26 protein-coding genes and 2 pseudogenes are annotated in these 24,934 nt (G+C 51.6%); 4 read left to right on the top strand and 24 right to left on the bottom strand.

Annotation, left to right across the window (positions count from 1 at the left end):
- Positions 1–128 precede the first annotated feature (128 nt).
- The 22 genes and pseudogenes from D9N13_RS15700 to D9N13_RS15605 form a co-directional block, all read right to left on the bottom strand.
- Positions 129–1,559: a sigma-54 interaction domain-containing protein gene (locus D9N13_RS15700; protein ID WP_290592010.1), complete on the bottom strand. Its 1,431-nt coding sequence runs from the start codon at positions 1,557–1,559 to the stop codon at positions 129–131.
- A 153-nt stretch (positions 1,560–1,712) separates the two neighbouring features.
- Positions 1,713–2,024, bottom strand: coding sequence for a hypothetical protein (locus D9N13_RS15695; protein ID WP_290592008.1), 312 nt, complete (start codon positions 2,022–2,024; stop codon positions 1,713–1,715).
- A gap of 7 nt (positions 2,025–2,031) precedes the next feature.
- Entirely contained in the window at positions 2,032–2,457 is a 426-nt protein-coding gene (gene fliS, locus D9N13_RS15690) for a flagellar export chaperone FliS (protein ID WP_290592006.1), read from the bottom strand.
- Positions 2,458–2,467: 10 nt separating this feature from the next.
- A complete protein-coding gene (fliD, locus tag D9N13_RS15685) occupies positions 2,468–3,889 on the bottom strand; it encodes a flagellar filament capping protein FliD (protein WP_290592004.1) in 1,422 nt (473 codons plus the stop codon).
- A gap of 164 nt (positions 3,890–4,053) precedes the next feature.
- Positions 4,054–4,518, bottom strand: coding sequence for a flagellar protein FlaG (locus D9N13_RS15680; protein WP_290592002.1), 465 nt, complete (start codon positions 4,516–4,518; stop codon positions 4,054–4,056).
- A gap of 99 nt (positions 4,519–4,617) precedes the next feature.
- Complete coding sequence (locus tag D9N13_RS24350; RefSeq protein WP_411268185.1) at positions 4,618–5,115, bottom strand: flagellin; 498 nt, start codon at positions 5,113–5,115, stop codon at positions 4,618–4,620.
- 24 nt (positions 5,116–5,139) lie between these two features.
- A pseudogene (locus D9N13_RS15675) lies at positions 5,140–6,165 on the bottom strand (flagellin hook IN motif-containing protein); the annotation flags it as partial.
- 275 nt (positions 6,166–6,440) lie between these two features.
- Positions 6,441–6,941: a flagellin gene (locus tag D9N13_RS24345; protein ID WP_411268184.1), complete on the bottom strand. Its 501-nt coding sequence runs from the start codon at positions 6,939–6,941 to the stop codon at positions 6,441–6,443.
- A 21-nt stretch (positions 6,942–6,962) separates the two neighbouring features.
- Positions 6,963–7,991: pseudogene (locus D9N13_RS15670) on the bottom strand (flagellin hook IN motif-containing protein); the annotation flags it as partial.
- Positions 7,992–8,150: 159 nt separating this feature from the next.
- Positions 8,151–9,374 (bottom strand): flagellar hook-associated protein FlgL, encoded by a 1,224-nt coding sequence (flgL, locus tag D9N13_RS15665; RefSeq protein ID WP_290591996.1) that lies wholly within the window; start codon positions 9,372–9,374, stop codon positions 8,151–8,153.
- Between the two features lie 11 nt (positions 9,375–9,385).
- Positions 9,386–11,368 (bottom strand): flagellar hook-associated protein FlgK, encoded by a 1,983-nt coding sequence (flgK, locus tag D9N13_RS15660; RefSeq protein WP_290591994.1) that lies wholly within the window; start codon positions 11,366–11,368, stop codon positions 9,386–9,388.
- Between the two features lie 14 nt (positions 11,369–11,382).
- Positions 11,383–12,372 carry a flagellar assembly peptidoglycan hydrolase FlgJ gene (gene flgJ / locus D9N13_RS15655; protein ID WP_290591992.1) on the bottom strand — a complete coding sequence of 330 codons (990 nt, stop codon included), beginning with the start codon at positions 12,370–12,372 and terminating at the stop codon, positions 11,383–11,385.
- Between the two features lie 2 nt (positions 12,373–12,374).
- Positions 12,375–13,472: a flagellar basal body P-ring protein FlgI gene (locus tag D9N13_RS15650; RefSeq protein WP_290591990.1), complete on the bottom strand. Its 1,098-nt coding sequence runs from the start codon at positions 13,470–13,472 to the stop codon at positions 12,375–12,377.
- An 11-nt stretch (positions 13,473–13,483) separates the two neighbouring features.
- Positions 13,484–14,182, bottom strand: a complete 699-nt coding sequence (flgH, locus tag D9N13_RS15645) for a flagellar basal body L-ring protein FlgH (RefSeq protein ID WP_290591988.1) — start codon at positions 14,180–14,182, stop codon at positions 13,484–13,486.
- Between the two features lie 18 nt (positions 14,183–14,200).
- Positions 14,201–14,986, bottom strand: coding sequence for a flagellar basal-body rod protein FlgG (gene flgG, locus D9N13_RS15640; protein ID WP_290591986.1), 786 nt, complete (start codon positions 14,984–14,986; stop codon positions 14,201–14,203).
- 93 nt (positions 14,987–15,079) lie between these two features.
- Positions 15,080–15,817, bottom strand: coding sequence for a flagellar basal body rod protein FlgF (locus D9N13_RS15635; protein WP_290591985.1), 738 nt, complete (start codon positions 15,815–15,817; stop codon positions 15,080–15,082).
- A 153-nt stretch (positions 15,818–15,970) separates the two neighbouring features.
- A complete protein-coding gene (gene flgE / locus D9N13_RS15630) occupies positions 15,971–17,308 on the bottom strand; it encodes a flagellar hook protein FlgE (RefSeq protein WP_290591983.1) in 1,338 nt (445 codons plus the stop codon).
- A gap of 15 nt (positions 17,309–17,323) precedes the next feature.
- Positions 17,324–18,004 carry a flagellar hook assembly protein FlgD gene (locus tag D9N13_RS15625; protein ID WP_290591981.1) on the bottom strand — a complete coding sequence of 227 codons (681 nt, stop codon included), beginning with the start codon at positions 18,002–18,004 and terminating at the stop codon, positions 17,324–17,326.
- A gap of 12 nt (positions 18,005–18,016) precedes the next feature.
- Positions 18,017–18,460, bottom strand: coding sequence for a flagellar basal body rod protein FlgC (gene flgC / locus D9N13_RS15620; RefSeq protein WP_290591979.1), 444 nt, complete (start codon positions 18,458–18,460; stop codon positions 18,017–18,019).
- A gap of 2 nt (positions 18,461–18,462) precedes the next feature.
- A complete protein-coding gene (gene flgB / locus D9N13_RS15615; protein WP_290591977.1) occupies positions 18,463–18,867 on the bottom strand; it encodes a flagellar basal body rod protein FlgB in 405 nt (134 codons plus the stop codon).
- Between the two features lie 175 nt (positions 18,868–19,042).
- Positions 19,043–19,888, bottom strand: coding sequence for a CheR family methyltransferase (locus tag D9N13_RS15610; protein ID WP_290591975.1), 846 nt, complete (start codon positions 19,886–19,888; stop codon positions 19,043–19,045).
- A gap of 28 nt (positions 19,889–19,916) precedes the next feature.
- Positions 19,917–20,864 (bottom strand): chemotaxis protein, encoded by a 948-nt coding sequence (locus D9N13_RS15605; RefSeq protein WP_290591973.1) that lies wholly within the window; start codon positions 20,862–20,864, stop codon positions 19,917–19,919.
- 128 nt (positions 20,865–20,992) lie between these two features.
- On the opposite strand from D9N13_RS15605, the gene flgA reads away from it, so the two are divergent.
- From flgA to D9N13_RS15585, 4 genes are all read left to right on the top strand, one after another.
- Positions 20,993–21,721, top strand: a complete 729-nt coding sequence (gene flgA / locus D9N13_RS15600) for a flagellar basal body P-ring formation chaperone FlgA (RefSeq protein WP_290591972.1) — start codon at positions 20,993–20,995, stop codon at positions 21,719–21,721.
- Between the two features lie 117 nt (positions 21,722–21,838).
- Positions 21,839–22,150, top strand: coding sequence for a flagellar biosynthesis anti-sigma factor FlgM (gene flgM / locus D9N13_RS15595; protein ID WP_290591971.1), 312 nt, complete (start codon positions 21,839–21,841; stop codon positions 22,148–22,150).
- Between the two features lie 140 nt (positions 22,151–22,290).
- Complete coding sequence (locus tag D9N13_RS15590) at positions 22,291–22,788, top strand: flagella synthesis protein FlgN (RefSeq protein WP_290591969.1); 498 nt, start codon at positions 22,291–22,293, stop codon at positions 22,786–22,788.
- A gap of 76 nt (positions 22,789–22,864) precedes the next feature.
- Positions 22,865–23,632: a flagellar brake protein gene (locus D9N13_RS15585; RefSeq protein ID WP_290591967.1), complete on the top strand. Its 768-nt coding sequence runs from the start codon at positions 22,865–22,867 to the stop codon at positions 23,630–23,632.
- On the opposite strand, the gene D9N13_RS15580 is transcribed toward D9N13_RS15585, so the two are convergent.
- Both D9N13_RS15580 and D9N13_RS15575 read right to left on the bottom strand, forming a co-directional pair.
- Positions 23,633–24,241: a TIGR04282 family arsenosugar biosynthesis glycosyltransferase gene (locus D9N13_RS15580; protein ID WP_290591965.1), complete on the bottom strand. Its 609-nt coding sequence runs from the start codon at positions 24,239–24,241 to the stop codon at positions 23,633–23,635.
- Between the two features lie 4 nt (positions 24,242–24,245).
- Positions 24,246–24,932: a TIGR04283 family arsenosugar biosynthesis glycosyltransferase gene (locus tag D9N13_RS15575; RefSeq protein WP_290591964.1), complete on the bottom strand. Its 687-nt coding sequence runs from the start codon at positions 24,930–24,932 to the stop codon at positions 24,246–24,248.
- Between the last annotated feature and the right edge of the window lie 2 nt (positions 24,933–24,934).

Genomic DNA, 24,934 nt, shown 5'->3' with positions numbered 1-24,934 from the left:
ATCGCACCTTAATTTGACGCTTTTCCGGTAAACAGCAAACCTTATGCCAACACTTTTTTGGCTTTTAAAATCAGCAAATTAGAGTTTACAAGAAGGGGTTGCGCCATAAATATGGCGCAACCGGGGAACTAAACCCGATTCAAATCATACTTACGCATTTTTTCCACCAACGTCGTACGCCTGATCTTCAACTTCTCTGCCGCTCTGGCGACCACGCCATTGCAATCATCCAATGCTTGTCGAATAAGATTGCATTCCAGATTAGACAGGTATTCCTTCAGGTCGATACCATTGACGGGCAACAGCGCTGGGGTATCCATACTGACGTAGCCCGGCAGCATGCCGGTATCCGCCACTTCAAGCGGCATTTCTCTGTCTTCGTCAATGTCATCCACATGGCGAAAGCGCTTGGGAAGATCCGATACGCCAATCACCCCATAGGGGTGGGTGATAACCAGTCGCTCCACCAGGTTTGCCAACTCGCGAACATTGCCTGGCCATTCATGACGACAAAGCCCCATAATGGCGGCCGAATTAAAGCGAATGGAGCCCCGTTTTTCATTTTCAATTCTGGCCACCAGCTCGTTTAGCAGCAGTGGGATATCTTCCGTACGCTCCCTCAAAGGTGGCATTTCAATCGGGAACACATTAATTCGGTAATAAAGATCTTCCCTGAATTTGCCATCCGTAATATGGTCTTCAAGATTTTGGTGCGTGGCGGCAATCACCCGAACATCAGCGTGATACGTTTTTGCACCACCCACCCGCTCAAAGGTTCTTTCCTGCAATACCCGCAACAGCTTCACCTGCATATGTAGCGGCATGTCACCGATTTCATCGAGAAAGATTGTGCCCCCCTGCGCCAACTCAAACCGGCCCGGCCGACTGGTTATGGCGCCGGTGAACGCCCCCTTCTCATGTCCAAAGAGTTCGCTTTCCAGCAATTCGTGGGGTATTGCACCGCAATTCACTGGCACAAAAGGCTTGTGCCTTCGATGGGAATTGTAATGAAGATTACGGGCCACAACTTCTTTACCCGTACCGGACTCCCCTGTGATCAGCACATTAACGTCTTTATCGGCCACCTGTGCCATCAGTTCGCGCACCTGAACAATAGAGCGGCTGGTGCCCACCAGGCTTCTGAACAGCTGAGCCTCACGCCGCTGTGCCCGGGCGGGATCGGCTATCATGTGATCCTTATAGACCTGGGCTCGGTGCAGGGTATCCATCATCTTGGTGTAGTTGGGCGGGGTTTCGATGGTTGCGATCACCGCTTTGCGGAGTTCTTCGTTGTCTGTATCCAGCTCGGCGTCGTCCACCAGAATAATGGGTAAGGAAGGATCCCACTCCACCAGTTTCTCGGCAATGTGGGCCGGATTATCCAGTTGGCTCAGTATGACGCAGGTGATGCTGCCACTTTCATGATCAACCGCTATCTGGTCGATATCTTCCTCACTGGCAATAATGGTTTCTTCACCGATAAAATCCAAAATAACCTTAAGATCACGACATCGCTCTTTGTTGTGATCCAGCAATAAAACTTTAATTTCTCGCCACATATTCGCCAATCTTTTACCGGTTACGTCAAAAAACGTAAAGTTGGATGCGCTTTTTGACGCATTTTTAATAGTTATGATTCAGTAAAGTCTATAACCAGTGGATCAGTCAAATTTATGACACAAGAAATTTTGAGGGACGCCCGGATTCAGAGCTTAAGGGTTCAGGTGACGAGCAACATCGAGGTAAGTTTTGGTGTTGCTTCGGGTTTTTCCCAAAGACGTGATTTGTTTTACTGTGTGCTCTTTCGCGCTGGTAACCACCGCCACCGCTTTGCTATAGACGCTTACCAGGGATTCCAACTCGTCAACCAGGTCGGCCAGGTGTGTAGTGCCGGTGCTCACCGCCGTAAGATTGGCTCTCATAAACGCTTCACATTCAGAGCTGACTTCCTTCAATTCCGCCAAGTCCTGTTCTTCCAATGAACGCTCTATGCGCTGCCTGTAATTGACTACCTGCTGCAACATAACACGTCTACTCGTTAACCGGAGAGGGATCGGGTGAATAGATTTCACGGGCCTGGTCGGCAATACCATCCCAACCGGCCTTAATTTCTTTCAACAGGCCTATTACCTCCTCCACCGGTGCCTTGCTGTGCTCCCGTGAGGCATCATACAGTCGAACGCTCATGTACTCGTACAATCCATCCAGGTTTTCCGCAATCTCGCCACCCTGTTTATGGTCCAGGAAGCCCTGCAAGCCACCCAGAATGGTGATTACTCTTCCCAAATGACGCCCACGCCCTTCATAGTCGTTTCGATCTATGCAGCCGATGGCCTGTTGCAGGTTATCCAAGGCCCCTTGGTATAGCATGCCGATCAACTGATGAGGGTTGGCATTTTCGACACCGGTCTGTTTGTTCATCTGCGCGTACTGCTGAGCGCCTTTGGCCATGTTCATGCGTTTCACCTTAGTTCGATTTCTTACCGGTTATTCCGGCTTTAATAATATCCAGCTGCTGACTGACAAAATCACCGGTGCTCTGCAGTTGACCCACGAGAATATCGAGGTTGGTATACTGCAACCGAAGTCGCTGCTCGAAGGATTCCATTCTGAGATTCAGCTGTTCCCGTTGCTCATCAATATCTTTGAGCTGGGCCAGGAAAGTATTGTTTCTGCTTGCCAGAATACCGTCACTGCGCAAAAAGCTTTCCAGCTTATCGTCCAGTGTTTTTACGATACCCTGATCACCGGCCAGTAGCTCGGCCACATCATCAAAATTGGAATTGAGTGCCGAAGACAACTTGTTGGCATCCAATCCCAAACTGCCATCACGCTGGGTGGTGATGCCAATTGAAGCCAGGGTACTGTATGAGCTGCTGGCACCCTCAATCACATCAGACATAGTACGTCTTATCTGAGTTTCGATGGTTCGCGCAGCAAAATCTCCAGTCAGTAAACCCGCTTCCTGAGTTTCAATATCGTAGTCGGTTAAAAAGTTCAGCGTGTCACTCAACGTGTTGAAGGCTTCAACGAATTCAGTTAAGCGAGTGTTGATCTCGGATTTATCCAGCCCAATTGTCAGAGTTTCGTTGGTACCGACATTGGTCGACACCGCAGTAATGGTGACACCTTCAATAGCATCAGCAAATACATTATTGCTACTGGTTACCGTATAGTCGTCATCAATCAACAATTCAGCGTTGCGTGCCTGACTCTTTTCCGACATGTTTGCATTGAGAAAGGCAGAAAGCCCGGAATTGTCCAAATCGTTGCCGTCAGAGTCGTTGGCCACCGCCACCGTGATATTATTATCTTCACCGGTTTCATCGGACGTAAGAACCAACTTGGAGACGGTTCCACCCAGGCCATCGCTCACAGTGAGGATGCTGGCGGTGATGCCCGGGTTATCCTGTGCATCGTTGATGGCATCACGAATACCGGCCAGGGTATTGTTCTGGGCGGCAACGATATCAACATCGAAACTTTCGGCCCCCAGGCTGAGCGTGAGTGTTCCCGCACCCACCTGGTCTGAGGCACCGGTAAAGTCCGCCGTTGAAACCAGCTTGTGGTTGGATGCCAGTTGCACCACCTGAACGTTGGTGGAACCCACTGCAGCGCCACTGGCTGCGGTGGCTGTAAAGACACTTTCATCTGAGGATACGGAAGAACGAGCGGCAAGGTTTGTCAGTGATGAGAGGCCAGATAATGCCGCCTGGAAATCTTTGAGCGCGCCTTTCAACGAACCATAGGCTGATATATCGGCCTGAATCTGGATTTCCCGGGTACCCAGACGCTCATCCATAGGCGTTCGCTCAGCTTTGGTCAGCGTCTCGATAATTTTTTCAATATCAAGGCCGGAACCGGTTCCGGCAGCGGTGATAGACGCCATAGATAAAACCTCGCTTTCGGCATTTACACGGGGGGACTGATTGCCATGTTCGACCCCGAGCATTGATACCTGCAATTCCCGTTCCAGCTGGGAAAACCATTTCCTTCCCAGTACCAGTATAGTACGGGGCTATGAAAATATTATCGGCAATCTCGGCTAAAGCTTTAGGCCTTGTCGCTTAGAATTGAGCCGCCACTCAACTCCAAACCCTGCTCAATGGAGGCAGCTATTTTCAATACATCCTCCGGCGGAATCTGCCTGATAATGGTGTCGGTTTCTTCATCTATGACTGTGATTACTATGCGGTTTTCTTCTTCCGCCACTTTAAAGTTCAAGCTCCGTTGATTTTTCTGCAACAGTTCCCTGACTTTGGGGATGGCTTCATTAATCCGTTGTTTCAGCTCTTCCTTCTGGACTTGTTCAGTTTCTTTCTCTGGTTGTAACTTGGCTTCCTTGGCAGTTTCCTGAGAGGGAACAGGTACAGAGGCCTCCACAGCCTTGGATTCAGGCCTGGAAAGCGGAGTATCGCTGTTTTGCGGCTGATCAATGGCCCGGTTTTTCGGTACCATTGCCGCCGCATCCTTAACAGCAATATTCATATCTGTGTTTAAAGGCTTATCGCTTATCATACACGCCACCTGATACAACAAATGCGGGTGCCCGAGTTCTATCCCGGGCCCCGCGCCAAACTAATGACCTTGTTGTAAACCTACGTCTGCTGCTGAGGATTAACCCAGCAGAGACAAAGCTTGTTGAGGCAAGGCATTAGCCTGAGCCAGAACCGAGATACCTGCTTGCTGTAGCACCTGGTTCTTGGACAGATTGGCAGTTTCAGCAGCGAAGTCCGCGTCACGGATTCGACTGTTGGCAGCTGCCAGACTCTCGGATACCGCTGACAGGTTACGGATAGTCGACTCAAATCGGTTCTGAATCGCACCCAAACCTGCGCGGAAGGAGTCGATCTGGGCCAGCGCGCTGTCCACCGTCTCCATGGTGATATTGGAAGCCGCTACGGTAGTGATATCAGCGTTGGCAACCGTACCTACCGCCTGCACATTGTCGTCATCCAGGGTACCGGTAGTGGTCAAGGTGATGGTGTCCTGCGCGGATATCACGATATCACCAGCCTTGAAGTCATTGGTAACACCCGTCAGATCATTGGCATCCGCGGTATCACCACCATCATAGAGAATGTCTGCACCGGCATCCGTAACGTTGATCACCATGTCCCGGCCATCTTCCGCAGTGAGCTGCAGGTAACCGTTCTCATCGACACTGGCTGTTACACCAGTAATGTCAGACTTGGCATTGATCGCGTTAACCAGGCTGCCATCGGCATCCTTCTCCTGTACCTCAACGGGGCCAATATCCACACCGTTAATATTCAGGTCACCGTTTACCAGGGTACCGGCACCAACGAAGGCATCCGCCTCAGTGATGGTACCTGCAACCGGGGTTACGTCCTCCCAGTTATAGGTGGTGGTGGCAGTGGCGTATACGCCTTCCATACCTTCCACACCGTCTTCACGCAGGGTGTTGATACGATCCACCAATGATTTGGCGATACCTGAACCATAGGCATCCGCAGTAGGGTCGATCAAATCAGCCTGCGCAGCACCGGTGATATCACCACCGTAATCGGCATCAAAGATGTCAACCGCGGTAGTACCTGTACCAATCTGGATGCTCAGGTCAGCTGTGGTCAGTGTATCAGCCACAGTGGTGGTAATGTCTTCGATGCTGCTCTGAACCGCGCCAGGCTGGCTACCCAAGGCACTGGCTCGCGCGTCAACACCATCCACCGCTACTGTTTCACCGGCATTGGCACCGATCTGGAAACTCAGGGAGCTGAGTGATCCGTCGGCCACGTTGTTACCGTTAAAGGTAGTGGTTTTGGCGATACGATCGATTTCAGATACCAGCTGATCAACCTCTTCCTGCAGAGACTGACGGTCAGCAGCACTGTTGGTGTCGTTGGCAGACTGAACCGCCAGGTCACGAATCCGCTGCAGCGAGGTAGTAATCTCATCCAGCGCACTTTCAGTGGTCTGGGCAAAAGAAATACCGTCGTTGGCGTTTCGAACCGCAACATTCAAGCCGCGAATCTGGGTGGTAAATCGGTTGGAGATGGCCAGGCCGGCAGCATCATCCTTGGCACCGTTAATACGCAAACCAGAAGACAAACGCTGCAGGGAGGTCTGAAGAGAACCCTGCGACTTGTTCAGGTTTCGCTGCGCATTAAGGGACGAAATGTTAGTGTTAATGATCTGGGGCATTGTGTGTCTCCTGCGTTTATTTCAACACGACCTCAACAACTGAGGACTTTATTGATTGGTGTAGCCTCGGCGAGGCCGTGTCACTTCAATCTTCTGTTCAATAAAGTTATCGGCGTGGTTTCACACAACTTGATTAATTATTTAAATCTTTTGGTTACACATCTTTAAATTCTTATAGCAAAAATCAACAGGCTATAACAAAAGCGCCCTGACCAGTACGGCCAGGGCAGCTTCGCGTTATAAGCAGCCTAATTATATCAGGCTGGCGCCTGTTATTAACCCTGCAGTAGCGACAACACCTGTTGCGGAAGCGCGTTGGCCTGAGCCAAAACGGATATACCCGCCTGTTGCAACACCTGATTTTTAGACAGGTTAGCGGTTTCCGCGGCAAAGTCTGCATCACGGATCCGGCTATTGGCAGCCGTCAAGCTCTCTGACACCGCCGACAGGTTTCGAATCGTGGACTCGAACCGGTTTTGCACCGCACCCAGCTCACCGCGGAAGGCATCAATCTGCGCCAAGGCACTGTCAACTGACTCCATGGTAATATTCGATCCTTCAATGGAAGTAATATCCGCATTGGCGATGGTACCCACAGCCTGTACGTTGTCATCAGCCAATGTGCCGGTGGTGGTCAACGTGATAGTGTCCTGGGCGGACACGACAATGTCACCAACCTTGAAATCATTGGTCACACCGGTCAGATCATTGGCATCGGCGGTATCCCCCCCATCATAGAGGATATCAGCAGCTGAATCGGTAACATTGATCACCATGTCGCGACCGTCTTTTGCTGTCAGCTGAAGATAGCCGTTGTCATCAATACTGGCAGTTACACCGGTAACATCCGATTTTGAGTTGATCGCTTTTACCAGGCTGCCATCGGCGTCCTTTTCCTGCACTTCAACCGGGCCGATATCAACACCATTAATGTTCAGGTCACCGTTTACCAGTGTGCCTGCCCCAACGTATGCATCGGCCTCGGTAATGGTACCGGCTACCGGCGTTACATCCTCCCAGTTATAGGTGGTGGTGGCAGTCGCATAGACACTTTCCATACCCTCTATACCGTCTTGGCGCAGTGTGTTGATACGATCCACCAGCGACTTGGCAATGCCGGTACCATAAGCATCGGCAGTAGGATCGGTCAGGTCGACAAGCGTCGCGCCGGTGATATCACCACCGTAATCCGCGTCAAAAATATCAACCGCAGTACTACCTGTTCCTATCTGGACACTGAGGTCACCGGTGGTCATGGTGTCGTTAACGGTTGCGGTGATGTCTTCAACGCTGCTCTGCACCGCCCCCGGTTGACTGCCCAGGGAGTTAATGCGGGCGTCAACACCGGATACCTCGACACCCTCACCGGAATTGGCCCCGATCTGGAAATAATAGGAACTCAATGATCCGTTCAGTACATTGCGCCCGTTAAACGTGGTGGTGTTTGCTATACGATCGATTTCATCGATGAGCTGATCAACCTCCTCCTGCAAAGAGACCCTATCGGCTTCACTGTTGGTATCATTGGCTGATTGCACCGCCAGGTCTCGAATTCGTTGCAGTGACGTTGTTATTTCATCCAGCGCGCTTTCTGTGGTCTGTGCCAGCGAAATACCGTCGTTCGCGTTTCGGACAGCCACGTTCAAACCGCGCACCTGGGTAGTAAAACGATTTGAAATCGCCAAGCCGGCAGCATCATCCTTCGCGCTGTTGATGCGAAGGCCCGAAGACAGGCGCTGCAATGATGTTTGCAATGATCCCTGCGACTTATTCAGGTTACGCTGGGCGTTAATAGACGAAATATTCGTGTTGATTATCTGTGGCATTTTGGTTTCTCCTACTCCGCCTTCCCTGTATGTCTGTTGGTGAGGGTGGCTAAGTTAATGTTCATAGGTGTTGGATTCGCTTGAATGAAATATGTCACCTAGCCTCCTCTCCACTGACCTTGCTGTAGTAATATTTGTGTGCTCATAACCCTATCCGCGCTATATAAACTCAAATAAAGAAAGATTCTGGACCTGCACAAAACTTTGCTGTGCTGCCTGTAGCGCCAGGGTCCGTTTATTTAATTCTGTAATTGCTTCTGCATAATCCAGGTCTTTTACTACCGATAATGCAGATTGTGCTTCTACCTTAAGGCTTTCATTTATTTCGCCTTCACTCTCAATCACGTTGAGCCTGCTGCCAACGCTGGCCCGAACCTCATCAATATGATTTAAAGCCTGATCAAGGTTCTGCAAACCGGTATTGAGCGCATTCTGGAAGGTAGCCTGCAAGGTTGAGGTGTTATTGGGAATCTCCAGCGCCGAGATAATCTGATTCACCGTGGCAAATACAGACTGCCGGTAGCTGGGCTCAACAACAAAGCTGTCGCCAGGTGAAGGGTCTCCGGAAATGGAATAGCTGATCCCGTTGAACGACACCTTGGAGTCCTCATCAAACAGGGGCAGCGGTGCAGTGTAGACCGGCCCGGTATTCGCTCCGGTTATCTGATACTGAAGTGCTCCGGACCCGGTGGCGGAGAAATCAATGGTGTATTGATCACCCACATACAGGGTGGGATCTTCCAACACAGCATCGCCGATCACCCCGGTTCCCAGGTTGGCGCTATTACCTGTGGTAACGAATGATCCATTTCCGGTTTTGATGTCAAAGAAGACCTCATCACCACTATTGCCGCTTTCAACCCGCACAGAGGTGTTGACATTGACATTCAACACACCCTGGTCGCCAGCGTAGGATACCGATCCTGTACCATCCTTGATGAACGGCTTCACGTTACTTTTGAATCCCGAAAACAGATACTCACCACTGGCCAGTTGGCTGTTACCCAAGCCGATCAACTCTTCCAGCCGCTGTTCGATCTCAACAATGATGGCCTGACGATCGGTCTGATTCAGCGTGGCATTGGCACCCTGTAAAGTGAGATCCCGTATTCGCTGCAAAATATTCGTCACATTAGACAGAGCGGACTCCTCAACCTCGAGCTTGGTTTCCGCCGTTTCACCGTTGGAGATGAATTGCAACGCATTATCAATTTGTTTCTGTAGATCCAACGCCACCGCAGAGCCAATGGGATCGTCGGAAGGTTTAAGTATGCGGGTGCCTTTCGATAACTGCAGTTGCGTTTCATTCACCTTTGACTGGTTGCTCAATATAGAGTTGGCACCCTGGGTGAACGTTTGTGAGGTTGATATTCGAATCGCCATCCCATCAAACCTCAGAGTGAACTTATGATTGTGTCAAACAGTTCACTGGAAACCTGAATAACCCGGGCGGAAGCCTGATAGGATTGCTGGAAGCGGATCAGATTGGCCGCTTCTTCATCCAGGTTTACGCCGGAGATAGATTCCCACTGAGCTTGTGATTGATTGAGTATGGTTTCCGCTGCTTCCTGGCTGACCGCGGCATCATTGGTGCGGGTGCCCACACCACTGACCAGCTGCCCATAGGCGCCTTGAAAAGTCACGGTACCGTTGGCGATGGTCTTCGTGCTGCTGAGTTCACCCAACAGCAGAGCGTTCCTGTTGTCATTGACACCGCCGTTGTTGTAGTCAATCTCCACGATGTCATTAGTACCCGGGTTGCCGTTGAACACCACATCATAGCCAGAGGCAGGAAACAGGCCCGCCTGCTCCAACAAGCCATTGGACTGGCCTGGTGTAAAGGCAACCCCGCCGGCGACGATCGCATTGGTGCCGGCATTCACCACGTCATAGGTGGTGGCACTGGTAAATTCCACGCGATAAGCCGGTGTCAGCGCAAAGGGTGTGGTAGTGAAATCCGCAGTGGTGGTATCGGCTACCACAACCTCTTCAACAAACCCACCACCGGTATTGGTGGAGGGTAGATTGGTGGTTACCGGCATGGCGGCGGCAACCTGCCTGACATCGGTTACCTCCATGGACATTTCAAATGCCCCCAGGCGTGTGGGAAGAACCGTAAACTCATCCCCATCTGCCGGTGCACCAGAGACGAAGTTCAGAGTAAATCCATCTGTAGTGGCAAACACGCCTCCCGGACCAGGATCAGCGAACGTGGCATTCACCGTACCATCGGCATTAAACAACGTGTAATTACCACTGCCACTATCGAATCGCAGGCGATAATCCTCAGCGGTGAGAAGGTTGGTATCATCAATGGTAACCGACAGTGCCGCCGTCCCCGCATTAGCTGTATCTGATGCAATCCGTGAGAATTCAGCCGCACTTGAATTAATGTCGCCAAAAAATAATCCACCCAACTGATTGTCTAGATCCATACCCAGTTGATGCTGATCGTTAAAGGTCTGCGCAACGGACAATGCCATTCTGCCCAGTTCGTTAAACACCGGGTCTATCAACTCTTCCCTGACCGTAAGTAATCCGCTCAAGCGTCCGCCAGACACCAGGTTGGTAATGTTTTGCACATTGGTGCCATCGGTAATAACCAGCTCCTTCCGACTCAATCCTGAATCGTTGGTAACCGTTTCCACCGAAAACGATTCATTCCCTATCACCAGCGGCTGGCCACTACCAACAAAAATACTGACACTTAGATTCTGTTGCTGCAGCACTTCAACACCAACCAGTTCAGACAACTGACGTATCGCTTCATCCCGCTGATCCAGCAGATCGTTGGGTAACTCGCCGGTATTATTGGTGTAGACAGCCTGAATCGACTGGTTATATGCAGCGATACTTTCTCCAAGCTGGGTTATCTTGGAGGCAACTGCGTCCAGCTCAATATTGAGTGTTTCGTTGGTTTGATATACCTGCTCGTATACGGCATTGAAACGATTCACCAGGGCCTGCCCGGAACTGATCAAAACCTGTCGGCTGGGTATGGATGCGGGATCGTTGGAGACATCCTGCATCGCATCAAAGAAAGACTGCATTGAAGGCGTTATAGCCGTGGAATCATCGCCTAGCAGCTGGTCAACCCGAACCGCATACTCGTAATAGGCGTCAAAGGAATTATAGGAAGCCACATCGCGGCGCAACTGATCGACGACATACTGATTGCTGACACGGGTAATACTTTCAACATCGACCCCCTGGCCGATGAAAGAGCCACCATAGGATTGCGGAACACGGGTACCCAGCCCGGTTTTTTGCCGGCTGTAGCCTTCGGTATCGACATTAACGATATTATGGCTAGTGGTCGAGAGCGAAGTCTGACTTGCCCTCAATCCGGATAATGCTATGCCTGCAAGATCTGCCATCTACGTATTCCGCACTAAAGTTTTTCAGTTGCTGAGTTTAAAGCTGACTTAAAAACGTCACTTTCAATAATGTTTGCAATTTTGTTGCCATAATTTGGATCGGTTGCGTAGCCGGATCCCTGCAGTTCAAAACCCCATTGTTTCGCTTCACAATTTTTGTTGATCGCAGCTTCATAACGGCTATTGCCATTAAGAAAATCCACATAATCTGCAAACGCCTGATCCAATGACGGGTAAGAGCGGAAAGAGGCGTTCTCTTTAGCGGCAATTCCATTCCGGTACTCCAGCGTATTTTTTCGTACCGTTTCACCATCCCAGCGGGAATCAGCCTTAATACCGAATAGATTAAATGAGTTGCCGCCTTTGCCATCGCTCATGACGTGCTGGCCCCATCCTGTCTCCAGTACCGCTTGCGCTACGATCGCCTCTGGCGCCACACCTAAGCGTTGCCCTGCGCGTTTTGCGTGAGCATATATAGCGTGAACAAATTCCGCAGGAGAACGCCAACTGCTGGGCTCAGGTTTCTCATTCACATTCGATGCCTGGTTTACGGAAAGTACTGTGGAGTCGGAATGAAGGGGTTCGCCCATTTCATTATGAGGCGAGGCTGAAGCCGGTGATCGGGCCGGTAGCGGGTGCTTAAGGTAACCGGTAATGTCCGTTACAGCGTCTGTCAGTTCCTTGCCGGAGTTCGCCTGCATCTGTTTAACAATCACGTCGGCCAGCCCCAAGCCACCGCTGTTACTTATATTCAGGCTGAGCTGCTTATCGTACATTCCCTGATAAAACTGCGTATCGCGGGATTCGAGCATGTTGCCTTCAGCGAATACGGCGTTAGCATCACGCATGCTTTGCAACATCATGTTGAGAAAGATGCCTTCCATTTGGCGGGCCGCCGCCTGCAGAGCGGCACCTTCATCATCACGGGTCAATTTGCGCATCTGATTGAACTGGGCAAAATCCAGGTAGAGATCAGATGAGTTGCTGGCAGGAGGCTTTAACATAACTAAATCACAATCAGCTCAGCCCGCAATGCACCGGCTTGCTTTAATGCTTCCAGAATCGCCATTAAATCACCTGGCGCCATCCCGACCCGGTTCACCGCCGCCACAATGTCATCCAGGGTAACGCTGTCCCCTACCTTGAACATGTGACTTTTATCCTGTTCGATATCTATCTGGGATTCATTATTGGCAACGGTTCTGCCTCCAGCCAAAGCATTAGGTTGACTGACATCGACGCTTTCGGAAATGGTAACGGTCAGATTGCCATGGGTAACCGCAGCCGGTGAGACTTTCACATTATTCCCAATAACAATCGTACCGGTACGGGAGTTAATGATCACTTTGGCGGAGGGCTCTGCAGGCTTCACTTCCAGATTTTCCAACACCGACAGATACGTTACCCGCTGCGACGGATCGCGGGGAGCGGTTACCACAATCGATGTGGCATCCATTGATCGCGCCACTCCCGGACCCAGCAAACGGTTAATCTCATCTCGGACACGCTTTGCCGTGGTAAAGTCAGGGCGATGCAGGTTGAATGTCAGTGTATCGCCTTCATGGAACGGGTTGGGAGCAGACACCTCCACGGTGGCACCGTTGGGGATGCGGCCAACGCTGGGTATGTTAACGGTTATCTTGGAACCATCCGAACCCTGGGCACCAAAGCCGCCAACCACCAGGTCCCCTTGGGCGATGGCATAGACACGACCATCAGCTCCCCGTAAAGGGGTCATCAGCAAGGTACCGCCGCGCAAGCTGGAAGCATTCCCCAATGAGGATACCGTAATGTCAATTCTCTGGCCGGGTTTGGAGAACGGTGGCAATTCCGAGTGGATGGAGACAGCGGCCACATTCTTCAGTTTGGGCGTCAGATTTTCAGGCACACTGATACCGAACTGTTCCATCATGTTACGAAAAGTCTGTGCTGTAAACGGCGTCTGGTTGGTTTTATCACCGGTTCCATCCAATCCTACAACCAGGCCATAACCTATCAATTGGTTACTGCGCACGCCTTGAACATCCGATATATCTTTAAGGCGATCGGCAAGGGACACGGCCGGAATCAGTACAATAAAAATGAATACCCAACATTTTCTCATGATCGTATACCTTAGAAAGGCCACCACTTGCTGTTAAAGAATTTGGATGCCCACCCCTGAACCTGCGCATCCGCTAACGCACCGGTTCCACTGTAGGTGATGCGTGCATCCGCCAGGCGAGTAGACAGGGCTGTATTGTCCGGCGCCACGTCAGAGGGACGTAACATGCCCTCTATTCGAATAAACTCGTCTCCCTGTGAGAACGTCATCCACTTTTCACCACGCACCACCAGTACACCATTGGGCAATACATCGGCTACTGTCACCGAAATCTGGCCCTGTAACCGGTTGCTCTGATCGGAGTTCGCGTCGCCTTCAAACTCACGGGTGTTATCGGTGTTAATGGACATATTAATATTGGAGCCATTCAGGCTGCCGGAAGGACTGCCACCGAGCAGGCTATCCACGCCCATGTCAATCTTGTCTTCTTTGTCGATGGCCGTAGTGTTGGTTTTGGAAGAGACCGTGCGTTCATCCAGATACAGCGTGATGATGTCACCTATGCGTCGGGCACGTTTATCTTCCCACAGGCGAATACCGGTGCCGCTGGAATAGATCGAACCCGTTGCTGTATCGCCTCTCGGCTCGGAGACGGGCATTACCGGCGAGTATCGGGCATCTCCCGGCCTGGGAGGAGGAGCCGATACACAAGCCGTGAGCCCTGCAACCAGCAGCGCCACGAAGACAGGTTTAGTTACCGATGCGTTCATCTTCGTGCCCGCCCTCAATTACAACTGCTGCCCGATAAACTGCAGCATCTGATCAACGGTGGAAATCACCTTGGAATTCATCTCATAGGCCCGTTGGGTTTCGATCATATTCACCATTTCTTCCACTACATTGACATTCGAACTTTCCAAAGCCCCTTGAATAATCGGGCCCAATCCATTTTGACCGGGTTCACCCTGGGTGGGGGCGCCACTGGCTACCGTCTCCCGGAACAAGTTGGAACCCATAGCCTCCAGGCCCGATGGATTAATAAAGTCAGCCAGCTGAATATTACCTATCTGGGTGGAATCGCCGGTTTGCGCGTCCACCACGGTGACCACACCGTCTGTACCGATGGTTACATTCTGAAAGCCTTCCGGTACCGTCAAACCGGGCTCTAAAGGAAACCCACCGGAGGTAACAATCTGGCCGGTGGAGTCAACCTGAAACTGCCCGTCACGGGTATATTGAATCGAACCATCCGGCATCAACACCTGAAAGAATCCACGGCCATTCACCGCCATATCCAGACCCTGGTCCGTCACCTCTATATTGCCCATGGTGAACTCTTTCTGAGTGGCCACCATTCTGACACCGGCACCCAACTGCAACCCTGAGGGCAATTCCGTATTTTGCGAAGATTGGCCACCGGGCTGACGATTGATCTGATACAGAAGATCCTGGAAAACGGCGCGATCCCGTTTAAAGCCGGTGGTACTGACATTAGCCAGGTTGTTGGATATGGTTTTTAACCGGGTGTCTTGTGCACTTAATCCGGTTTTACTTACCCAGAGTGATGCGTGCATGGTTGCTACTCCGTTGTTTAAGGCAAATCATCACCGCCCAGGGGCATCGATTTGCCGTTTTAAATTCGTTATGACGTTAATCCGGCACTATGCTCAGTTCTGCATTATCCGTGCCGAAGCCTCGTCCATTTCCTTGGCTGCCTGCATCATCTTCACATTCATTTCGTACAGCCTGGCGTGAGAAATAATGGAGGTCATCTCGTTGACCGGATTCACATTGGAGCCCTCCAACATACCGTTAATCACCTGCACCTCCGGATCAGATTGCAGTTCACCGCCTCCCTTCAATCGAAACAGACCGTCTTCACCTTTGACCAATTCATTTTCATCGGGATTGACCAGTTTGATTCTGGCGATCTGCGTCAACGACAACGCATCCTCGCCCAACCCGGTGATGGAAAGCGTGCCATCCACCCCCACCACCAGCTTGTCGTATTCCGGCAGCACCACCGGCCCGCCATCGCCCAGCACAGGTAATCCGGTACCAGTGGTGACGGCGCCCGTTACATCCCTTTTCAGATCGCCGGCCCGGGTATAGGCTTCACTGCCATCAGGCATTTGCACTGCAAACCAGCCTTTACCTTTGATGGCCAGATCCAGGTCGCGAGCGGTTTCCATATACACACCTTCACTTTTGTCGGTTCCCGGTCGCTCACTCATCGCATAGGCCCGCGAGGGAAAGTGATCACCGAATACCGCCATGGTCCGGTATTGATGAAAGTCAGCTTTAAACCCGCTGGTGGAGACATTGGCCAGATTGTTTGCACGCAATCGCTGTGCATCCAACGCCTCCTTGGCTCCTGTCATCGATATATAGAGAAACTTATCCATTGCTGACCTCGTACTGTCAAAAACTCATCGTTTTTACTTGCTGCATAGAAAATTGCAATTCGCTTGCCAGTTTTTAAACTACTTTGAAAGACCGCTTCACAATCTACCGGCAAAAAAAATCCCCGCCAGGCGGGGATTCCTTCAATTACGCGTTTACCTGATTTGTATAATCGTCTGCGTTACGGCATTGGCCGTCTCGATGGATTTGGCATTGGCCTGAAAGTTCCGTTGTGACGTTATCAACGTGACCAGTTCCTTGGTCAAATCGATATTGGAGGTTTCCAACGCACCGGATTGAATCAAACCAAAACTCGAGGTTCCCGCCTCACCGGGAATCGGCTCGCCCGAAGCGGTGGAAGAGCGCCAGGTTGTGTTACCGATCTGCAACAGGCCCTGCGGATTGGAGAACCTGGCTAATGCCACCTTACCCACCGCCGTGGTCTGACCATTGGAGTAAGTCGCCTGAATGACACCTTGATCATCCACACTCAACCCGGTCAGACGCCCAATGGTAAAACCATCCTGGGATAAAGATGAAACGGAAAACGGGGATGCAAACTGGGTCGGCGTATTACCGGCAAAGTCAAAGTAAACCTGTTGCGTGGTATCAGCACCATTGTTAAGGAACGAAAACTGGTCGGTATAAATGCCCGTTGCCGGATCGGTTCCCTGAAACACGCCCTGTGAATCAAAGGAAAGTACACCATAAGGCACACCACCGGCATTCACTTCCGAACTGGGTGCTCCGCCGACCCCGTCATAAACGTCGACAATGTTCACACCACCGGTATCGTCCGTTACCGTTAGAAATACGCCCCAGGTATTCTGGTTACCGCTGGTACCCAGATTGGGCTCCTTTACAAAGTACGCCGTTGCAATATGAGAATCACCCAGACTGTCGTACAGGGTAATGGAAGTCGATGCCGAATAGGTATTGGCGTCGGTGGGATCAAAGACATCCACACTGAGATTGCTGGCGTTGGCAGGCAAGTTTACACCAATCTCAACTTCAGCCGTGGACTGGGGTGCACCCGCAGTGTCCGGTAACTGTAATGGCGTGGTGCTGGAGAGCGCTGTTGCCGTGACCGATCCATCATCGTTCACCGGAAAAACCTGCAGATACTGATTGGCGGAGTTCACCACAAAGCCGTTTTCATCCACCCCAAAGTTACCCGCCCGGGTGTACACGCGCTCCTGGCTGATCTGATCCGGAGACAGCACAAAAAAGCCCTCACCACTGATGGCCAGATCCAGCGCCTGGGAGGTAAAATCCAGGTTGCCCTGATCAAACAGTTGCTGCACCTGTTGTAACAGCACGCCATTACCAACCGCAGTATCGCTGTTACCGAAGGCGGAATTTGCATAAATATCACCAAATGCAGTCCGCGATCCTTTAAATCCGGTGGTCTCGACATTTGCAATATTGTTGCTGGTTACGTCCAGCTGCGCTTGCGCCGCATTCAACCCACTTAACGCAATATTAAAACCCATGACTTTCTCCTGCTATCAACGTACTTCTTGAATTTCACTGGACTCTACCTGACCAATACCATTCAGGTTAAGCAACATCCCGCCTTGATTATCCACAATACTGACACTGTTAACCCGGCTGTACACGCTGGTCACCAGCGCTTCATTCTCACCGGACAATGTCCCTTCTATCGAAATTGAATACAGTCCTTCCGGCAAAGGCTCACCCAGATTATTGGCGCCATCCCAACTGAACGGCGTTTCCGCGCTGCCGATATTCCCAAGATCACGATTTGCCACCACCTGCCCGCTGGCATCTTTCACGATCATCATTACATCTCCGGAGGCCTGGCCTTCCTCAATGGTGCCACTGATCCGGCCACCGTTTTCCAGATAGCCGACCTGCCCGGGTATCAACACTTCACGGCCCACCAGCGCCGTTGCCTGCAAGGCCTGACTTGAGCGGTACATAGAACCGATATCCTGTACCGTGCTATTCAGATTCTGGATACCTTCCAACGAACTGAATTGCGCCAGTTGCGCAACAAAGTCGGTTTGATCCGTGGGCTTGAGTGGATCCTGATTTTCGATCTGAGCCAGCAACAGTCGCATGAACATGTCCTTGTCCGACTGGGATTGAGATTTTTCCGTTTCCGGCTGATTACTGAATGCCAAATCACTCAATACACTGTTCGCTTGAACACCATCAATCGCCATGACTCCCCCTCCTTATCGACCCAGGCTCAATACTTGCTGCATCATCGTCTTGGCTGATGTCATCACGTCCACGTTGGTCTGAAAGGCACGTTGGGCGCTGATCATATTGGCCATCTCTTCAACCACATTCACATTGGGATAGGCTACGTAACCGTTATCATCCGCCATGGGGTGATCGGGCTCATAACGCATCTGCAACGGTGCATCGCTTTCCACCACGCCCTGCACACTCACACCGCCACCCACATCCATTTGCCTGGCGCTGAAATCAAACGGCTGATTTGACATGGCGGCTTGCAATTGGGCTTTAAAAATCGGTTCCCTGGCGCGATAAGTTTCATCCGTATTGCTGCTGACACTTTCAGCGTTGGCAATATTGGAGCTGATGGTGTTCAGGCGCACGGTCTGTGCACTCATTCCGCTACCGGCAACGTCAAATATATTCATCAAAGACATAATTAATCTCCTCGGATCGCCGACATCAGGGATTTCACTTTGCCATTGAGAAACTCAAAGGCTGCCTGGTACTCCATGGTGTTGCGCACGAACTCGGTTTTCTCCTGTTGCGCATCCACAGTATTTCCGTCGATTGCCGGGTTTATGGGATTGCGGAATTTCAGACCGGTGATCGTATCCGCCTGGGATACGGTGGAAAAATGGTTTGCGTCGCTGGTTTGTACCGATACCAGGTCACTTCCCTCACCCAGACGCTGCCTGAGCATTTGCTGAAAATCGATATCACGGGCCTTGTAACCGGGGGTATCCGCGTTCGCAATATTGTTGGCCAACACATTGGCTCGCTGCGAACGCAACTCCAGTGCATGCTGGTAAAGCTCCATGTGTTTGTCGATGCTGATTGCCATATCGCCCTCTTGTCTTGGATTCTGCGCCATAAAACCGGCAATTCAGAATAGGATAAGAGCAATAAAGCAACCCTTGTGCCATTGCTTCTAACAGTAACAGTTTCAATAAGTTAAGGGATTTCAGGTGAGAAATGTGACGGTAATGCGGCAAAGGATTACCGAGGGCGGCAAGCACCTACTTCTTTACGTAGACGACACCGGGTGTGTAGTAGCGGATTTCAAACAGGTCGTTCAACCCTTTGGGCGTCTCGGATCCGCCCAGAAAAAGATACCCTCCAGGCTTCAGCACCCGATGAATGTTGGTGATGATCTGTTGCTGTAGTTCGCTGGAAAAATAGATCAGAACATTACGGCAGAACACCACGTCAAATTTGCCGATGGTAATAAAGTTTTCTTTCAAGTTAATGGGGCGAAATTCAATGCGTTTGCGAATATCCGGTTTGATTTCCCAGCTGCCATCAGCATTGGCCTTAAAATGCAGGTTCAGACGCTCATCCGACATCCCCCTCTTCAGGGCCAGGGGTTCATAGATCCCTTTGCGCGCCTGATCCAGGATGCGGCTCGAAATATCCGTGGCCAGAACTCTCACCTGCTTATTGGCCAGGATCATACTACGGCGGCGCATTTCCTCAACACAGATGGAGATGGAGTAAGGCTCCTGTCCGGAGGAGCAGGCTGCACACCAGATAGCAATCTCACCCGGATTCCTGGCCAGCTCAGGCAACAGGTTGTCTTGCAGAAAAGTGAACGGATGCCGATCCCGGAACCACAGGGTCTCATTGGTGGTCATGGCATCGATGACATCCTGACGCAGGGACCGGTTTCCTGCTCGATCAATCTCACGCACCAGATCGCCCAAAGATTGAATATTCCGATCTTTCATTAACTTACGCAGACGGCTGTCGATCAGATAGTTCTTATTGTCTCCCAGCATGATACCGCAGGCAGACTCAAGATATTGACGAAACAGGAGATATTCTCCATCGCCAAAGCGAGAGTTATCACGGGAAGAAAACACCATGTCAGTATTTTGTCATCCTTGAATGAAACTATTCAGAACGCTGTTCAAGGGCTTTGCTAACACGCTCCTGAACCAGGTCAGCCAGGTTATCGGGTTTAAACTTGGCAAGAAAATTGTCTGCCCCTACCCGCTTCACCATGGCTTCGTTAAATATTCCGCTCAGTGATGTGTGCAGCAGCACATGCAAATTCTGAGTGCGGGGATCTTCCTTGATTGATGCCGTTAATGTGTAGCCGTCCATTTCCGGCATTTCGATATCGGATATCAACATGATATAACGATCCGTGATGGATTCACCTGCATCGATGATCTCACGGATATGATCCAACGCCTGACGCCCGTCCGCCACCACATGGGTTTTAACGCCGACCTTCTCGACACAGCGTTTGATCTGCTTTCTTGCCACACTGGAATCATCGGCGATCAAAACTGCCAGTTCACTGGTACTGGCCTGACTGATGGTTTCCGGCCGAATCACTTCGTCTGAAATTTCCTCATGCATGGGTGATACTTCGGACAGGATTTTTTCGACATCAATAATTTCAACGATTCGGTTGTCCAGCTCGGTTACCGCCGTCAGATAATTGCCCCGACCGGCCCCTTTTGGTGGTGGGTGAATGCTCTCCCAGTTAAGGTTGACGATACGTTCAACCGACTTCACCAGAAACCCCTGTATCGCCATATTGTATTCCGAAATAATGACAAAGCAGTTCTGGATATCATCCAGGGGCGCATTACCCATGGCCAGGTTCATATCCATAACGGATATGGTGCCACCCCGGATGTGGGCGATGCCCCGCACCACAGGGTTGCGTTGCGGGATCTGGGTTAACTTGGGACACTGCAGCACTTCGCGAACCTTGAAAACGTTGATCCCATAGATCTGATCATCGCTCAATCGAAACAACAGCAACTCCAACCGGTTCTGACCCACCAGTTGTGTTCGTTGATCGACTGTATCCAGCACCCCGGCCATATAAAACTCCGCGCTAACCGTTTTACGGCATAACCTTTGCTTGATTCACACTAACAGCCAATCCGTCAAAATGGCGGCACTTGACTGTTTTTACTCACCATTCATTCAGAATAGGTCAAATTGGATAAATGAACAGTCAGCGAGAACAAATTATGTTTTGTATTCGTCAGGGGCTCGTCATAGGGCTTTTGGGGCTGCTGAGCATCACCACTACCCAGGCCGCAAGCGGCAACATTCAAGAGCAGATCGATGAAGCCATCAACCTTTACATCAGTGAAATTCAGGATGGCAACTACCAGGAAATCAAGGTTCAGATTCAGCCTATCGACTCCCGTTTACGGTTGGCCAGTTGCAGCGAACCTCTGCACCTGAAACATCGCCCCCGCAACCGCACAGCAGGCAGACTCACCTTCAAGATCAGCTGTGATGGTGCCGACAGCTGGGCAATTCATGTCCCGGTACAGGTGCAAGCCTTTGATCAGGTGGTGGTTTCCGACATGCCCATTGCCAAGGGCACCCACCTCACCACCTCGGATCTGCGCTTGGAGTTGGCCGACGTTTCTTTGTTGTACACGGGCTATTTCAAGTCCATGACAGAGCTGGAAGGCTTTGTGGCACGCCGCCCCATTCCAGCCGAACAGATCATGAGTCCGGCGCTGGTGGACCCCGCGAAAATGGTCAATCGCGGCGAAAAGGTCATGATCATCGCCGAAGGCCCGGGGATCAGTATCCGGGCCAGTGGTAAAGCCATGGAAGATGGTGCCTACGGTGAACTGATCCGGGTCAAGAACACCAACTCCAACAAAGTGGTGGAAGGGCGTATTACTGCCCCGGGACTGATTAAAGTGAGCCTGTGAACGGCCGATATACTGGGTGGCACATTCGATAAAATTGTGTCTAAATTAGCTAAAGTTGCAGGGCTTACCGCCGATAACCAAGGTAAGAACGCAGTATTCAAGTGAAGGCGTAAGATAATGGCTATGGAAATCAATGGCTTAAACAGCAATCAAACGAATACCAATAAGGCCAGGTCCGGCCAGACGGTATCCGATGCCAATGCTGATGCCAAAAAGTCCGACCAGACCAATACCAGTCAATCTGGCGAGACCGTCAAAATCAGTGCCGAAGCGCAGGCGCTTAACCGGCTTAGCCAACAGCTGGGATCAGATGCACCGGTTAACCAGGAAAAGGTTGAGGCATTACGTGCTGCGCTTGCTGATGGCAGCTACAAAGTAGACGCCCAATCCGTTGCCCGCAAAATGCTGGAGAGCGATGCTCAGTTCTAAGCCCGGAACCCATCGCCCTCCCATTCCCTTCCCGTTCAGTCAACACTCAGTCAGCCCCCCCGATCAATTGATAATTAACCAAACTCAGGCACGCTAATTGCTACTCCCTAACCATATGTCACCATGGTTGAGGAAAATGTATGTCTAACCAGATTTCCCCTAAGGCCGCACAGCAGTTGTTACAGGCAATCGAACAGGATTTCAAACTGGCCCAGTCACTGAAAGCAATCTTGCAAGAGGAAAAGTCTATCCTCGAGCAGCGGCAATACGCTGCCCATCCGGCAGTACTGTCCCGCAAGACCCAGCTTTTGATGGAACTGGATCAGGCCGACTGTATTCGCCGTCAGGTAATGGCTGACATGGGGCTGCAACTGGACAAGAGCGGATTCGAGGTTTTCGTCCGTCAAATTCCCAAAACCTGGCAGGAGCGTTTCGAAACCAGTTGGCAAAACCTGTCCGACGCCATGAATACCTGTGCCCGCCTCAACCGGATCAACGGTAAAATTCTGGCCCACTCGCAGCATTCCATGGAACGCCTGATGTCCATCATAAAAGGCACGGCAAATCAGGTGTCCGTGTACCAATCCAATGGCCGCAAGAATCTGGAGGCGGCCCACCGTATGCTGGCAACTGCCTGATTTTAAAAGCCCGGGCAGTTAATCAGGGTTCTGCTAAAATACATTTAAGGTATCAATTCAGAGTACTGGAAGCGGTATGATCCACGGTTTGCTGGATAAGCTGTTCGGTCATGAAGACAAACCGAAAGACGGCTCTCCCAAGAACATCAAACACGATCGCAACGAAATCGGAAGCTTACTGACCCTGTATCAGGATCAGAATCACCTGATGACAGCCATGATCATGAATGCCGGGCAGCGCAAGATTGCCAAGCTCAGCACGGGCATCGTGTCGGTGGATGAAGCGGGCCAGCTGTTCGTAACCGATGAGTTCCACCCCAGCGATCCAAACCCGTTATTAAGCGAAGGGATTACGGTTCAATTCTCGTTAACCCACCACGGTGTGCGCCACCAGTTTAACGCTGTGCACCTGCAAACCCAATCCACACCTGAGGGCGTCCGTCATCTTTTCAGGTTTCCTAAGGGCATAGAACAGATTCAACTGCGGGATGCCTTCCGCGTGAAGCTGAGTCAGGCCCACCCCATTAAAGTCACCCTGACCCACGCCGAGCACGCAGCCATCACCGGTACGTTGGCGGACCTGTCGGCCAGTGGTATGCGGGTGCGAATCGAAGGCCTGGTCACCCCCAAGCCGGTGCGGGGGGAAACCTACAGTTCCTGTCATTTGGTGCTCAGTGACGGCCACCCCATTGTGTGCGGCGCGCGCCTGATGCACTGGCAATACGATCCTGACCTGAGAGTTTCCTACCTGGGTGTTCATTTTGAGAACCTGGATGGCAATACTCAGCGGGCCCTGAACCGGTATCTGACCGAGCTACAACGCAAACAACGCCAGCTCAGCTAATCAGTGGTTGCCGCCTCCGGGGGGCAGCCATTGAGGCAAATGCCGCCGCAAATCATGAGCTGTGTCGATATCCCAACGCTCAGCCAACACATGGAAATCACAACCACCTGCCAGCAAACGCTCCAGGGTCAGCCCCATTACCTCAGGGGTACCCCAGGGCATATCCCGAAACAGAAACGGCACCGGCTGGGTGGCCCCCACCAGCACATAACCACCATCACTGGCCGGCCCCACGACCACCGTCGATTGTTGCAGGGCCGTAAACGCAGCCTGCACATAACCGGCATCGATGGATGCCGCATCGGCGCCGACGATCACCACCCGATCATGACGGGCCAGGCCATGGCGCAATGCAAAGTCCATGCGGGTTCCCAGGTTCTGTCCCTGCTGCAGACAACAGTCCACGCCCAAAGCTTCGAAATACCCCAAGGCCCGGGCATCCGTGGTCCACACTTCCACGGCGCCCACATTCGACTGCAACGCCATGGCGATCATGTGCTCACACAAACGCCGATGCAGCTGCAGTGCAAAGGCTTCGCCATGTGTTTTCGCAATCCGGGTTTTCACCTGGCCGATGACCGGGGCCTTGGCAAATATCTGTAACAACATAACCCTATCCGTAATACCACTGATGCAGCCGCTGCGGACTGACACCCACCCGAAAGGCCAGGCGCAACCACCACATCAACAAGACGGTTCGCACCACTCCGTGTTTCGTCCAACGGCGTGCCGACGTTATGACGGGGCCCTTAAAACAAACCGGTGCCTGAAACTTACGGGCTCGCAAAGAGAAATCCACATCCTCCATCAGCGGATAATCAGTGAAGCCTTGCAGCTGATGGAAAAATTCCGCCCGCATAAACAATGTTTGGTCGCCGGTGCACACGCCAGTCAGCGCCGAGCGTCGGTTGATAAACCAGGAAATCACGGAGTACGCCCGGCCGGGATGATCGAGGGCAACATTAAAACGCCCCCAGAGCCCATGCCCCGACAGAAATTGTTGCATCTGAAGATTGAATGACTCCGGCAGCCAGGTGTCCGCGTGTAAAAAAACCAACAAAGGACCTGCGGACACAGCAGCGCCGGCATTCATCTGCCGCGCGCGACCGGATTCCGAAACCACAACAGTGACAGGAAAGCGCGCCAACAGTGCCCGGGTGTTGTCAACACTGCCGCCGTCACATACCACCACCTGCCAGCGGTTTTCCAACTTTACCAACAAATCCGCAAGCCAGTATTCCAAGCCCTGCGCTTCATTTAATACGGGAACAACAACCGTACCCAGGCAGCTTTCCGACATGG

It is taken from the genome of Ketobacter sp. GenoA1 (assembly GCF_003671475.1).
In the GTDB taxonomy this organism is placed as follows: Bacteria; Pseudomonadota; Gammaproteobacteria; order Pseudomonadales; family Ketobacteraceae; genus Ketobacter.
This window is presented reverse-complemented; position numbering and strand designations above follow the sequence as displayed.